This window comes from Amycolatopsis sp. NPDC031561 (assembly GCF_055580625.1).
In genome coordinates this window covers 23,240-39,177 of sequence record NZ_JBVILA010000022.1, presented here as the reverse complement: position 1 = coordinate 39,177, position 15,938 = coordinate 23,240, and the positions used below count along the sequence as shown (strand labels likewise).

General features: G+C 72.9%; 1 pseudogene. It reads left to right on the top strand.

From position 1 onward, the window contains the following. Window positions 1-183 precede the first annotated feature (183 nt). Window positions 184-15,927 (top strand): annotated as a pseudogene (locus tag ACZ5IK_RS33145) (amino acid adenylation domain-containing protein); the annotation flags it as partial. Window positions 15,928-15,938: the final 11 nt, after the last annotated feature.

The window sequence follows — 15,938 nt, the reverse complement described above, 5'->3', positions numbered from 1 at the left end:
TGGGGGGGGGGGGCGGGGGGGGGGGGGGGGGGGGGGGGGGGGGGGGGGGGGGTGGGGGGGGGGGGGGTGTGTGGTGGGGGGCAAAACCCAACCCCCCCCCCCACAACCACCTGGCCCCGGGGCTCACCGCTTCCTCGGCACGCCACGATCGCCCTATTGCTTCAGACAAGGGAAGGAACAACTGTGTCATCGGCGCACGATGACGTCCGCAGCCCGCTGACCGCGGCGCAGCAGGGCGTCTGGTTCGGGCAGCGTCTCGATCAGTCCAGTCCGGCGTACAACACCGGCGAGTACCTGGAGATCCGGGGCGAACTCGACGTCCCCGCCTTCCAGGAGGCGGTACACCGGACGCTGACCGAGGCCGACGGGCTGTCCGTCCTTTTCGGACACGACGAGTCGGGGCCCTGGCGGACGCCGGGTGCCACGCCGGAGCTCCGGATCGTGGACGCCGCCGATGACCCCGTTCCCTCGATGCGCGCGGAACTCGCCATCGCGCGGGATCCCGCGACGGGCCCGCTGGTGACACAGATCCTCTACCGGCGGGCGAAGGACCACTTCCTTTGGTTCTTCCTCAGCCATCACATCCTGCTCGACGGCTACGGTTTCGGGCTGATCCAGCGGCGCGTGGCGGCGATCTACACCGCCCTCGTCGCGGGCGGACCCGTCGGTGACAGCCCGTTCAGACCGGTGTCGGATCTCCTCGCCGACGAGAAGGCGTACCGGGAGTCCGAAAAGTTCGAGCTTGACCGCGCGTTCTGGCTGGACAGGCTGGCGGATCTGCCCGAGGTCGTCTCCCCGGCGGCCCCGGTCCCGGCGTCACACCATTTCCTGCGTGAGAGCACGCGACTGGACGCGACCGGCTTCGAGGCGCTTTCCGCGCTCGCCAAACGGCTCGGCACCGGCTGGACCGAACTGGTCATCGCGGCGGCCGGGCTCTACCTGCACCGCGTCACCGGCGCCCCCGAGATCGTGCTCGGCCTGCCGGTGATGGGCCGTCTCGGCCCGGCGGCGCGGATCCCGGCGACCACGGTCAACGTGGTACCGCTGCGGATCCCGGTCACCGCGTCGACCACGGTGGAAGACCTGGTCAAGACCGTGACCGCCGAACTGAAGCTGACCCGCCCGCACCACCGGTATCGCGGCGAGGATCTGCGCCGCGACCTCGGCAGGCTCGGCTCGCGGCGGCTGGTCGGGCCGTGGATCAACATCAAACCCTTCGCCACCGGCCTCTCCTTCGGCGGCTTGCCCGCCACCACGCACTACCTGGCGGCCGGTCCGGTCGACGACCTGACCTTCACCGTGCAGGGCCTGCCGGGCGCAGGCGGGATCGAGCTGGACGTCGACGCCAATCCGGCCGCCTACAGCGCGGACGAGGTGAAGGACCACGCCCGGCGCTTCGTCGGTGTGCTGGAGGCCTTGGCCTCGGCCGCGCCGGATCTGCCGTCGGGCCGGTTCGACGTGACGGGCGCCGGGGAGCGGTCCCGGGTCCTCGCGCTCGGCTGTTCGGAACCGACCGCGCACGACCGGTTCGACGTCTTGAGCGCGATCCCCGGTGGTGCCGGGATCGCCCTCCGGGACGCGGGATCCCGGCTGTCGTACGACGACGTCCACGACCGGTCCGGGAGACTCGCCGCCCGGCTCCTCGCGGAGGGCGTCCGGCCGGGGGACCTGGTCGCCGTCGCGCTGCCGCGCGGTGTCGATCTCGTCGTGACCCTGCTGGCGGTGCTCAAGGCCGGTGCCGCCTACCTCCCGCTGGATCCCGATTTCCCCGCCGAACGCGTGGAATTCATGCTCGCGGACGCCGCTCCGGCACTGGTGGTCGACCCCGCGTGGCTCGCCGGTGGCCTGCCCGCCGCTCCGGTGCCGCTTCCGGAGCCGCCGCTCGACGCGCCCGCCTACGTGCTCTACACCTCCGGCTCGACCGGACGTCCCAAGGGTGTCGTCGTCACCCGGCGCAATCTGGCGAACCTCCTCGCCTCCCTGCGCGAACGGTTCGCGTTCCGTGCCACCGACCGGTTCCTGGCCGTCACGACGGTCAGTTTCGACATCGCCGCCCTGGAACTGTTCCTGCCCCTGCTCGACGGCGCGGCGATCGTGCTCGCGGGCCGCGAGGACACCCGGGATCCGGCCCGGTTGAGCGCGTTGCTCGGCCGGGAACGGATCACCGCGATGCAGGCGACGCCGTCGTTGTGGCAGGCACTCGCCGAATCCGCGCCGCTCGCCCTGCGTGGCGTCCGCGCGCTGGTCGGCGGCGAGGCACTGCCGCCGTCGCTGGCCCGCACGCTGAGCGCGACGACCGCGGGCGTGACCAACGTCTACGGACCGACCGAGACGACGATCTGGTCCACCGCGCACGAAATCGACCTGGCGGGCGCCGACCGGCCGCTGATCGGGCGCCCCCTGCACAACACCCACGCCTACGTCCTCGACACCGCGCTCCGGCCGGTCCCGCCCGGCGCGACGGGCGAGCTCTATCTGGCGGGCTCCGGGGTCACGCTGGGCTACCTGGGCAGACCCGGGCTGACCGCCTCGCGGTTCGTCGCCGATCCTTTCGGCGGCGGCCGGATGTACCGCACGGGCGACCTCGCGCGCTGGACCGAAACCGGTGATCTCGACTGCCTGGGCCGGACCGACCACCAGGTGAAGGTCCGCGGTTTCCGGGTCGAACTCGGCGAGGTCGAAGCCGTTCTCGGGCAGGCTCCTGGCGTCGGGCACTGCGCGGTCGTGGCGGTGGGCGCGGGGCTCGCCGGGTACTACGTGCCGACCGGTGACACGGGGGACCTGCGCGCGGAACTGGCGCGGCGGCTCCCGGACTACATGGTGCCGGGCCTGCTCGTGTCGGTGGACGTGCTTCCGCTGACCCCCAACGGAAAGGTCGACCGCCTGGCGCTGGCGAACCGGACCCACACCGGATCCGGCGAGGCCGTCACCGACCCCCGCCTCGCCCGGCTTTGCGGGGCCTTCGCCGACGTCCTCGGCGTCCCGGGCTTCGGCCCCGGAGACGACTTCTTCCGGTTCGGCGGGCATTCCCTGCTCGCCATGCGGTTGAGCGCCCGTCTCGGCGCGGAATTCGGCGTGGACGTCCCCATCGCCGCGGTGTTCGACGCTCCGACACCCGCCGCGCTGATCCGCGGCCTCGACGACCTCGCCCCGGCGAGGCCGGACATCCCGGTCGCGATCCGGCCCGAGCGGCTGCCGCTTTCCGCGGGGCAGCGCCGGATGTGGCTGCTGCAGGCCCTCGCCGGACCCTCCAGTGCCGCCTACAACCTGCCGCTGAGCCTGCGCCTGCGCGGCCCGCTCGATCGCCGGGCGATGGTCGCGGCCCTCGACGACGTGATCGCCAGGCACGAACCGCTGCGCACCGTCTACCACGACGACGGAACCGAGCCGTGGCAACAGGTCTTGCCGCCGTCGTCCGCCGTCTGCGAGGTGCTGGAAAGCACCGGGGACGAACTGCCGTCGGTGATCGCCGAGCACAGCCGTCGCCCGTTCGCCCTCGACGCCGAGCCGCCGGTCCGCGCGGCGCTGATCGTACTCGGGGCCGAGGACCACGTGTTCGTGCTGACCACGCACCACATCGCCACCGACGAATGGTCGCTGCGACCGCTGATCGCCGACCTCGAGACCGCGTACGCCGCTCGCTCGGCCGGACACGCTCCACAGTGGACTCCGCCGGCGGTGCAGTACGCGGACTACACCCTGTGGCACCAAGGTCTTCCCGTCTCGGCCGAGCTGGACTTCTGGGCGGCGGAGCTGGACGGCCTGCCCGACGACCTCCCCGTCCCCAGTGGACGGAAGCGGCCGGGCAACCCGGGCGGCCTCGGCCTGGTGCTGGACCTGGATCTGGCGGACGGCCTGCACGAACGGATCCGGGAACTCGCGGCCGAGACCGGCACCAGTGTGTTCATGGTCCTCCACGCGGCGCTGGCGACCGTGCTTTCGCGCTGCGGCGCGGGTACGGACGTCCCGATCGGTGTCCCGGTGGCGGGCAGGCCCGCCGAAACGCTGGACCCGCTGGTCGGGTTCTTCGTGAACACGGTGGTGCTGCGCACGGATCTGTCCGGGCGGCCGACGTTCCGCGAGTTGCTGGTCCGCGTCCGCCGGACCGGCCTGGCCGCGCTCGCCCATGACGGCGTGCCGTTCGACCAGGTCGTCGACCGGGTGGCGCCGCCGCGCGTACCGGGCAGGCATCCGCTCTTCCAGGTGTTGTTCGCCTACCGGAACACGCCGGACGGCGACGGCGGGTTCGCCGGGCTCGACGCCGAACTGGACCTGATCCCCACCGGTACGGCCAAATTCGACCTCACCCTCAACGTCACCGAGACCGGCGACGGGCTCGGCGGATTCCTCGAATTCGCGCGGGATCTGTTCGACGCCGACGAGGCGGCCCTGTTCGCCGGCCGGTTCGTCCAGGTCCTCGGCGACCTGGTCGCCTCGGCCGACGAGCCCGTCGCGGACGTGCCGGTCCTGCTGCCCGCGGAACTGACCCGGCCGGACACCGCGCACGACGTCCCGCCCGTCACGCTGACGGCGCTGCTGGAACGGGCCCTCACCGACCACGCCGACCGCGAAGCGCTGGTGTTCCGGGAAAGCCGGCTGACCTACCGGGAGCTGGACGAGCGCAGCGCGCGGCTCGCCGCCGGGCTACGGGACCGCGGGGTGGGCCCCGAATCGATCGTCGCGGTGGTCCTGCCGCGTTCGGTCGATCTGATCGTCGCCCTGGTCGGCGTCCTGCGTGCCGGGGCGGCCTACCTGCCGGTCGATCCGGAACTGCCCGACGAGCGCGTCCGCGAACTGCTCGCCGACGCGTCGCCGGACGCCGTCGTCTCGGCGGACGACCTGCCCGACGGCGACGGGTTCGCCCCCGCCGGCATCGGCCAGGGCAACGCCGCCTACCTGATCTACACCTCCGGCTCCACCGGCAGGCCCAAGGGTGTGCTGGTGGAGCACCGCGCCATCGTCAACCGGCTGCTGTGGATGGCCGACCGCTACGGCTTCGACACGGGCGACAGGGTGCTGCAGAAGACCCCGGCGACCTTCGACGTCTCGGTGTGGGAGTTCTTCCTGCCGCTGATCACCGGGGCGGCGCTGGTCGTCGTGGAACCGGGCGATCACCGCGACCCGGGCCGCCTGGCCGCGCTGATCGAGGCCGAGCGGGTGACGACCGTCCACTTCGTCCCGTCGATGCTGGCGGCGTTCGTGGCGGCCGGGGTGCCGCACGATCTGGGTTCGGTGCGCCGCGTGGTGTGCAGCGGCGAGGAACTGCCCGCCGATCTGGTCACCAAAGCCGGGGCGGTCTTCCGCGCCCCGCTGCACAACCTCTACGGCCCGACCGAGGCCGCGGTGGACGTCACCGAGTGGGACACCTCCGCCGGAGAGGCACCGGTGCCCATCGGCGTCCCGGTCTGGAACACCGGTGTGCTCGTGCTCGACGCGAGGCTGAACCCGGTCCCGGCCGGGGTGCCGGGCGAGCTGTATCTCTCGGGTGTCCAGCTGGCGCGCGGTTACCGCGACCGGCCGGGCCTCACCGCCGAACGCTTCGTGGCCTGCCCCTCCGGCGGCCGTATGTACCGGACCGGCGACCTCGTGCGGCGGCGCCCGGACGGCGCGCTCGTCTACCTCGGCCGCACCGACCATCAGGTCAAGATCCGGGGCCAGCGCATCGAACCGGGCGAGATCGAGGCACGGCTGGTCGCCCGGCCCGGCGTCGACGGCGCGGTGGTCGTGGTCCGTGACGGCAGGCTCGTCGCCTACTGCGTGCCCGCGACCGTGGATCCCGCTCCGGTGCTCGCCGGACTGGCCGCCGCGCTGCCCGCGGCGATGGTGCCGTCGGTGCTGGTCCCGCTGGCCGCGTTCCCGGTGAACCGCAACGGAAAGCTGGACCGCGCGGCGCTGCCGGAGCCGCCGGGGGAGACCACGGTGGCCACGATCGCGCCGCGGGACGCGCGGGAAGCCGCCGTCGCCGATGCGTTCGCGGAAGTGCTGCGGCGGAGTGAAATCGGTGCCGACACCGGCTTCTTCACCGCGGGCGGGGACAGCATCAGCGCGATCCACCTGGTCGCGGCGCTGCGCCGGGCCGGGCTGCTCGTCACCCCGCGCGACGTCGTCGAGGCGGGCACCGTGGCCGAACTGGCCACCCGGGTCCGGGAGATCGACGACCGCGCCGTACCCGCCACCGCGGCCGAACGGCTCGGGCCGGTGGCGCCGACCCCGATGCTGCGCTGGCTGCTGGAGCGCGGCGGCCCGATCGACCGGTACAGCCAGGCCACCCTGCTCCGGGTCCCGGCCGGGGTGAGGACCGGTGACCTGGCGCGGCTGTTCACCAGGCTCGTCGCCCGGCACGACTTCCTGCGGGCGCGGCTGACCGGTGACACGCTGGAGATCCGTTCTCCCCACGAGGCCAGGGTCTCGTTGCGCGCGGTGCTCGCCGAGGCCGACCCGCGAGCCGAGCTGGAGCGCGAGATCGCCGCGCTCGATCCCCACGCCGGTGTCGTGCTGCGTGGTGTCCACTTCCTGCCGGACCGGCTGCTGGTGGTGGCGCACCACCTCGTGGTCGACGCCGTCTCGTGGCCGGTCATCGGCGCCGAGTTCGCCGCGGGCTGGGCGGGGGAGCCGCTGCGCCCGGGCGACTTCGTGGCCCGTGACTGGGCGGCGTCGCTGACCGCGGACGAGACACAGACCGCCTTCTGGACCGACATGGCGGCCGGGACGAGCGTCGAACTGCGCACCGGCACGGTCGGTGACCTCCGGCATGTCGTCACCGAACTGCCCGCGGACCTTTCCCGGGCCGTCGTCAGCGACATCCCGCGCGCGTTCCACACCGGAACGCGAGAAGTCCTCCTCGCCGCGCTCGGGCTGGCCGCCCGGGAGGTCTGGGGCGAGCGCGAACTCCGGGCGGATCTCGAAGGGCACGGCCGGGACGGCCTGCGCGCCGCCGATTCCGCCGTCGGCTGGTTCACCAGCCTGTACCCGATCCGGGTGTCCCTCGACGGCACTCCCGAACAGATCCTCAAGCGGGTCAAGGAAACCCTCGCCGCGGTCCCGGACGGCGGCACGGGCTACGGCCCGCTGCGCGACCGTGTCCCCGGCGCGCCGCGACCGTTCCTGGTCAACCACCTCGGCCGGGCCGTCCGGGACGACCGGGACTTCGCCCCGGTGGACGGTCTCGGTTTCCTGGCGGGCGGCGCCGATCCGGAGCTGGCCGCGTCGCATCCGATCGAAGTGTCCACTTTGGTCGAAGACGGTGTGCTCAAGGCGCGCTGGTCGTCCAGTGAGCCCATCGACGCCCTGCTGGACGCCTGGCACCGCGCGATCACCGCGCTGACCGAAGGCGGTGGCCATACGCCGTCCGACTTCCCGCTGGTCACGCTCACCCAGTCCGAAGTGGACGAATTCGGCGACGTCGAGGACATCCTGCCGATCACCCCGCTGCAGGCCGGTCTGCTGGCCCAGGACGCCGAGACCGACGTCTACACCGTTCTCCTGTCCTTCGACCTCGCCGGGGAGCTCGACACCGCCAGGCTGCGCGCGTGCGCCGGGCAGCTGGTGCGGCGGAACTCCGCGCTGCGCGTGGAATTCCGGCTGCGGGCCGACGGTGACCCCGTCCAGGTGGTCCTGCCCGAACCCGCGTTGGCGTGGGAAGAAGGAACGCTCACCGAGGCGGCCGTCGAGCGGTTTCGCCGAGCCCGGTTCGACCTGAACCGGGCTCCGCTGATCCGGTTCGCCCTGTTACGGGGCGGCCCGGGGCATCACCGCCTGCTCATCTGCCACCATCACGTCCTGCTGGACGGCTGGTCCTCCCTGTCACTGGCACGGGAACTGCTCGCCACGTACGGCGGCGCCGAGGCGCCGGTGCGGCGCCCGCACCGCGATCAGCTGCACTGGCTGTCCACAGTGGACAAAGACGCGGATCGCGCCGCTTGGGCCGCCGCGCTGGCCGGGCTCGACGAGCCGACGCTGCTCGCCCCCGGCTCCGGTGAGCCGCGGTGGCCGGAACACCTCCACCGTGAACTCGACGCCGACGTGACCGCGTCGGTGGCGGAACGCGCCCGCGTCCTCGGCTGCACGGTGAACACCCTGGTCCAGGTCGCCTGGGCGATCCTGCTGGGCAGGCTCACCGGCCGGGCCGACGTCGTGTTCGGCACCACGGTCTCCGGTCGTCCGGCGGAGCTGGCGGGCAGCACCGAGATGGCCGGCCTGTTCATCAACACCCTGCCGGTGCGGATCTCGCCGCGGCCGGGCGAAACGGTGGACGCCCTGCTCTCGCGGGTGCGGCACGAGCAGGCGGAACTGCTGGACCACCACCAGATCGGGCTCGCCGAGATCCAGCGCGAGGCGGGGATCGGCGAGTTGTTCGACACGCTGCTCGTGGTCGAGAACTACCCGGCGGCGTCGAGCTGGGACGCGGGCCGGGATCTCCGCGTGACCGGCGGCCCGCCGGTGGACGCCACGCACTACCCGGTCACCTTGATCGTCGCGCCGGAGGAACGGCTGTACGTCGGGCTGAAGTTCCAGCCCGGTTTCGGCGAGAAGGCCGCGGCCGTGCTGCTGGACCGGTTCGTCCGGGTCCTGCTCGACGTCGTGGCCGACGGGACCGCTCCGGTCGGCAGCCTAGGCATCGCCGACGCCGCCGAGCGGGACCTCGTCGTCCACGCGTTCAACGAGACCGGCGAGATCCACAGTGGACGGACTCTCGCCGGCGAGTTCCGGGCGCAGGCCCGTCGCACGCCGGACGCGATCGCCGTCACCGACGAGCACACGAGCCTGACCTATGCCGAGCTCGACGCGGCCGCCCGCGGTCTCGCCAGGGCGCTCACCGACCGCGGTGTCGGCGCGGAATCCGTCGTCGCACTGGCGTTGCCCCGTTCGGTGAACCTGATCGTCGCGATGCTCGCCGTGCACAAGGCGGGTGGCGCCTATCTGCCGATCGACCTCGGCCACCCGGCCGAACGCGTGACGGGCGTCCTCACCGAGGCGCGGCCCGCGCTCGTGCTGACCATGGACACGTTCTACGACGGCTTCGAGCACCTGTCACTGGACGGTTTCGAGCCGTCGGGTGACGCCGACGTCGTCGTGCGGCCCGGAAACGCGGCGTACGTGATCTACACGTCGGGTTCGACTGGCCGCCCCAAGGGCGTGGTCGTCGACCACGAGAGCGTCGTCGGACTGGTCGACTGGGGTCGCGCCACCTTCGGCGAAGCGGGGCTGTCGCGGGTCCTCGCGTCGACTCCTGTCACCTTCGACGTGTCCGTCTTCGAGATCTTCGCCCCGTTGCTCAGCGGCGGGCGGATCGACGTCGTCCCCGACGTCCTCTCGCTGGCCGACGCGACGGACGGCGACCGGCTGAGCCTGGTCTGCGGAGTGCCGTCGGCGATCGCGGGCGTCTTCGAGCAGAATCTCTCCGGGCTCGAGGTCGGCACCTTCGCTCTCGCGGGCGAGGCCTTGTCCGCGGATCTGGTGCGCTCCATCCGGACCGCGCTCCCGGACGCGCGCCTGCTCAACATCTACGGTCCGACCGAGGCCACGGTGTACGCGACCAGCTGGCCGGTGGCCGACGGCGAACGCGTGCTGATCGGCGCGCCGATCGCCGGATGCCGGTGCTACGTCCTGGACCGCGATCTCAACCCCGTCCCGCCCGGCGTCACGGGTGAGCTGTACCTGGCGGGCGGGCTGGCCCGCGGCTACCTCGGCCGACCCGGCCTGACGGCGGAACGGTTCGTAACGAACCCCTTCCACAGCGGCCGGATGTACCGCACCGGCGATCTCGCCCGCTGGACCGAAGACGGGCAGATCGACTACCTCGGCCGCGCCGACCACCAGGTCAAGGTGCGGGGTTTCCGCATCGAGCTCGGCGAGATCGAACACGTCCTCGGCGCCGTCCCCGGGATCACCGGTGCCGTCGTGGCCGCCCGTCCGGGCGGCCTGGCCGGGTACGTCACCGCGTCGTCCACCGTGGACGCCGAGCGGGTGCTGGCGCACTGCCGGGACCACCTGCCCTCGTACATGGTGCCGGACGTGATCGTGCCACTCGGCGAGTTCCCCTTGACCCACAGCGGAAAGCTCGATCGTGCGGCGCTGCCGGAACCCGGTGCGCGAGCCGAGGTCACGGCGTCCACAAGCGGGAACGCCACCGCGGCGCTGTTCGCGGACATCTTCGCCGAAGTGCTCGACCTGCCGGCGGTGGGCGAGCAGGACCACTTCTTCGGCCTCGGCGGGGACAGCATCCTGTCCCTGCGCGTGGTGGGCCGGGCCAGGGCCGCCGGACTGGCGGTCCGCGCCCGGGACGTCGTCGAACTCGGCACGCCGCTGGCACTCGCCGAACGCGTCGGTGCCCTGGTCGAATCCGGGCAGGGGGAATCCGGGCAGGCCGAACCGGAACCGGCCGAGATCGCCCGCACGCCGATCATGGCGTGGGCGGCCGAACGCGGTGGCGACCTCGACCGCTTCGCGCAATGGCTGTTCCTGACCACGCCGGCGGATCTCGACGCCGCGACCCTCCAGCGCAAGCTCGACGACCTCTTCGTCCGGCACCCGGAGCTGGGGAGCCGGCTCACCGAAGACGGACGTCTCGTGCCCGGCGCCACCGGTGCTCCCGCCGTCCGCGTCGTCGAAGACCTGGCGGGAGAACGCGAACGCGCACTGTCCGCATTGGACCCCGCGGCCGGTGTCCTGCTGCGCGCGGTCTGGAGCCCGTCGCGGCGGCGGCTCCTGCTGGTGGTCAACCACCTCGTCGTCGACGGTGTTTCCTGGCGGATCCTCATGGAGGACCTGGCGGGCGCTCCTGTTGCCACCGGTGGCAGCTTCGCCCGCTGGGCGCGGGAAGCCGCCCGGATCGACGCCGACCCCGCGGCCTGGCGGTCGTTCCTGGACCGTCCCTTCCCGCGCCTCGGCCGCCGTCCCGTCGATCCCCGGACGGATCTGGTCGCCACGGCGGCGAAGTTCGAGGTCGAACTGCCGTGGGCGGGGCTTCCCGGCGTGGCGGTCCACGCGCACGGGACCGTGCAGGACGTCCTGCTGGCCGCGCTCGTGACGGCCGCGCGGCAACCGCTGCTGGTGGCCGTGGAGGGCCACGGCCGGGCGGACCTCGGCCCGGACATCTCGCGCACGGTCGGCTGGTTCACCTCGCGGTACCCCGTCCCGCTCGACCAGGGTGGCGATCCCGTCGCCACCCTCAAGGGCGTCAAGTCCGCGCTGCGCGGCCTGCCGGGCGGTGACCTCGCCGGTCTCCAGTACGGCAAGCTGCGCTACCTCGACCGCGTGCCGGGGTTGCCCGAGCCCGAGGTGGGCTTCAACTACCTCGGCCGGTTCACCGGCGGCGACGGTGACTGGACGCCCGCCGAGCCGATGGGCGGCCACGCCGATCCGGGCACCGCGGTCGCCGCGGCGCTGGAGATCAACGCCTCCGTCGACGGCGACGTCGTCCGCGCGTCGTGGGCCTTCGTCCCGGACGTCCTCGGCGAGACCGAGGTCCGGGCCTTGGCCGCTCGCTGGCAGGAGGCCGTCGCGGCACTGGTCGAAGCGGTACGGGAGCCGTTCCACACGCCGTCGGACTTCCCGCTCGCCGAGCTGGCCCAGTCCGATGTGGACGGTCTACCCGCGGTCGAAGACGTCCTGCCGCTCACCCCGCTGCAGACCGGTCTGCTGTTCCTGACCGATTTCGAGGCCACCGGCTCGGATCCCTACCTGATGCAACTCCGGCTGGACTTCGGCGGCGAGGTGGACGGGCCGCGGCTGCGCCGAGCCGCCGCCGCGCTGCTCGCCCGGCATCCCGCCCTGCGCGCGGGTTTCCGCCACACGGAAGCGGGCGTGCCGATCCAGTTCGTCCCGGCCGCGCTCGAACCCCGCTGGGCCGAGCACCACGGCGGTGACGTCGAGACACTGGCCGAGGCGGACCTGGCGGACCGGTTCGACCCCGGCGAGCCACCGCTGCTGCGGCTCACCCTGATCCGCCGTCCCGGCGGGGGCGCGGTCCTCCTGCTGACCGCGCACCACCTGCTCTACGACGGCTGGTCGGGTCCGCTGCTCGTCGGCGACCTGCTCGACGCCTACACCAGGGACGCGGCACCGGCGCGGGTTTCGCGGCCGTTCCGCGACCATCTCACCTGGCTGTCCACAAGGGACGCCACGGCCACCGAAAAGGCCTGGCGTACCGCACTGGACGGGTTCGACGAACCGGCGCTGCTCGCACCCGCGGCCGTCGGAGACCGGATCTCGCGGCACTACGAGTCCGCCTTGCCGGAAGCGCTGACGAGCGAACTCGTCGCCGTCCTGCGTGCCGCGGGGCTGACCATGACGAGTCTGGTCCAGGCCGTGTGGGGGTTGCTGCTGGGCAGGCTCACCGACCGCGAGGACGTCGTGTTCGGCACCGTCGTCTCCGGCCGCCCGGCCGAGGTCGACGGCGCGGACGGCAGCATCGGCCTGTTCGCCAACACGATCCCGGTCCGCGTTCGGACCGGGTACGGCGAACCGCTGCTGGACCTGCTCGGCCGGGTCCAGGCCGAGCAGGCCGCCCTGCTGGGGCACCAGTACGCGGGACTCGGTGAGATCCAGCGGTTCGCGGGCACCGGCGAGCTGTTCGACACCCTGCTGGTGGTCCAGAACTACCCGCTGGACGGCGAATCCGTGCGCGCCGCCTCGGGCGAACTGGATCTTCGTTCGGTCACGGCGTCGGACGACACGCACTACCCGCTCGCCCTCGTCGTCGAGCCCGGCGACAGGCTGCGCGTCACGTGGAAGTACGCGGAGAACGCCTTCGAGCCGGGTGAGATCGAACGTCTCGCCGAGCGGTTCACCCGGATCTGCCAGGCACTCGCCGCCGATCCCGGGTCGCCCGTGGGCGACATCGACGTGCTCTCCGGCGCCGAGCGGCACGAGCTGCTGGTGACCGCCAACGACACCGCGCACGAGGTCGCGGACCTGACCATCGCCGGGTTGTTCGCGCGGATCGCCGCGGCCGGTCCGGACCACGAGGCCGTCGTCGACGGGGACACCTCGCTGACCTACGCCGAACTCGACCGCCGCTCGACGGAGCTGGCGCGTTCGCTGGCCGGACGCGGTGTCGGCCCGGAGTCGGTGGTGGGTGTCCGCCTGCCGCGGTCGGCGGAGCTGATCGTGGCGCTGCTGGCGATCCAGAAGGCGGGCGGCGTCTACCTGCCGCTCGACCCGAACTACCCGGCCGAGCGGATCGACGCCATGATCGCCGACTCCGAGCCGGTGCTCATCCTGGACGGAATCGCTCTCCCGGCCGGGACGCATACGCTTGCGGAGCCGGTTTCGACCGCCTCGGGGGCGTACATCATCTACACCTCCGGCTCGACCGGCCGTCCAAAAGGGACGATGGTGAGCCATGCCGGGGTCGCCAGTCTGGCGCACACCATGGTCGAAGCGTTCGGCGTCGGCCCGGGCAGCCGGGTGCTGCAGTTCGCGTCGGTCAGCTTCGACACGTCGGTGTGGGAGCTGTGCATGGGCGTGCTCACCGGCGCGACCCTGGTGATCGTCCCCGACGACGAACGCGCGGGCGATCCGCTGGCCACCTTCCTGTCCAAAAAGGACATCACGCACGCGACCCTCCCGCCCGCGGCGCTCGCGTCGATCCGGCCCGAACAGGTGCCCGCCGACCTCGTCGTGATCGTGGCGGGAGAGGCGTGCCCGCCCGCGCTCGCCGCGGACTGGGCCGCGCACCGGCGGTTGTTCAACTCCTACGGCCCGACCGAGACCACGGTGGACATCACGCTGTGGGAATGCGGGCCCGAGCCGGGCCAGGGCGCGGTGCCGATCGGCGGCCCGGTGCACAACACCGCCGTCTACCTCCTCGACCGGCGGCTGCGCCCGGTCCCGCCCGGCATCGTCGGCGAGATCTACGCGGCCGGGACCGGGCTGGCGCGCGGGTACCTCGGCGAGTCCGGGCTGACGGCGTCGCGGTTCGTCGCGAACCCGTTCGGCCCCGGACGGCTCTACCGCACCGGGGACCTCGCCCGCCACCGTGCCGACGGCGCGCTGGTCTACGCCGGCCGTGCCGACCACCAGGTCAAGGTACGCGGGTTCCGGATCGAACTGGCCGAGGTCGAAGCCGTGCTGTCGGGCTGTCCCGGCGTGGCCGGGGTCGCGGTCCTGGCGCTGCCGGACGCCCGCGGCGCCAACCGGCTCGTCGCCTACGTCGTGGGTGACCCGGACTTCGACGAGGTCCGGACGGCGGCGCTGACGAAGCTCCCGGACCACATGGTGCCGGCGGTCTTCGTGCCGTTGCCGGAGCTTCCGCTGACGTCGCAAGGGAAACTCGACCGCCGTGCGCTGCCCGCCCCGCCCGAACCGGCCGCGACCGGGGACCTGACCGGCGCCACCGACGCCGAACGGCTGCTCGCCGGGATCGTCGCGGGCGTCCTCGGCCTGCCGTCGGTCGGGCTGGACGACGACTACTTCACCCTCGGCGGGGACAGCATCCTGTCCATCCAGGTGTCCGGCCGGGCCCGCGCGGCGGGGCTGGAGATCCGGCCCCGGGACATCTTCGACCGCAAGACGGTGGCGAACCTCGCCGCGCTGGCCGCCACCCGCACCCCGGCCGAAACCGTGACCACCGAACAGATCGCGGCCACCGGGCCGACGCCGATCACCCCGGTGATGCACTGGTTGCGCGAACTGGACGGCCCGATCGCCCGGTTCAGCCAGGCGCAAACGCTGGTGACGCCGCCGGGGCTCACCCTGGAGCAGCTCACCGAGCGGATCCAGACCGTCCTCGACCGGCACGACATGCTGCGCGCCAAGCTGACCGGCGACTGGACGCTGGACGTGCTCCCGCCCGGCGCGGTCCAGGCCGCCGACGTGCTTTCGCTCGGCGCTCCGGACGTCGAGGCGGCCGCGGAAACCCTCGACCCCGTGGCGGGCAGGCAGGTGCGGTTCGTCTGGCAGGACAACGGCGCCGCGCCGGGCCGGTTGCTGGTGCTGATCCATCACCTCGCGGTGGACGGCGTCAGCTGGCGCATCCTGCCCGCCACCCTCGCCGGTGAGCGGACCACGCCGGGAACGTCGTTCCGTGCCTGGGCGCACCGGCTCGCCGAGGCCGGGACCGAAGGGGAGTTCGCGGACGAACTGCCGCACTGGCGGGCGACCCTGGAGGACGCGCCGGTCCAGCCTGGACTCGGCACGACCGAGCCGGAACGCGACCGGGTCGGCGCGGCCAAGCGGGTCCGTAGGGTCCTGACGACGGACAAGACCGAACCGTTGCTGACCACGGTGCCGGCCGCCTACGGCGCCGGGATCCAGGACGTCCTGCTCACCGCGCTCGCCCTCGCGGCGGCGAAACGCGGACCGCGGGACCTCCTGGTCCAGCTGGAAGGCCACGGCCGCACCGAACTCCTCGACGGCGCCGACCTTTCCGGCACCGTCGGCTGGTTCACCAGCGCGTACCCGGTGCGGGTGAAGCTCGACGGCGTGGACGTGCCCGACGCCCTGCGCGGCGGCGGCGCGGCGGGCAAGGCGCTGAAGGCGGTCAAGGAACAACTGCACGCCGTGCCGGGGGAGCAGGGCCTCGGGTTCGGGGTGCTGCGGTACCTCGACCCGGCCGCGCGGGACGGCCTCGCCGCGCTCGAAACACCCCGGATCGGCTTCAACTACCTGGGCCGGTTCGCCGTCCCCGAAGCCGAAAAGCCGTGGGAGACGGCACCCGGCGGCACCGGGGTGAACGGGGCCACGGAGCCCACGTTGCCGATGGCGCACGCGCTGGAGATCACCGTCGTCGTCACCGACCACGGCGGACGGCCCGAGCTGACCGCCGACTGGACGTACGCACCGGGCGCGGTCGCCGAGACCGACGTCCTCGCGCTGGCCGACGCGTGGTGCGACGCGCTGGCCGCGCTCACCGACCACACCGCGGGACCGGGGACGGGCGGGCACACCTCGTCCGACTTCGGCCTGGTCTCGCTGAGCCAGCAGCAGATCGACCT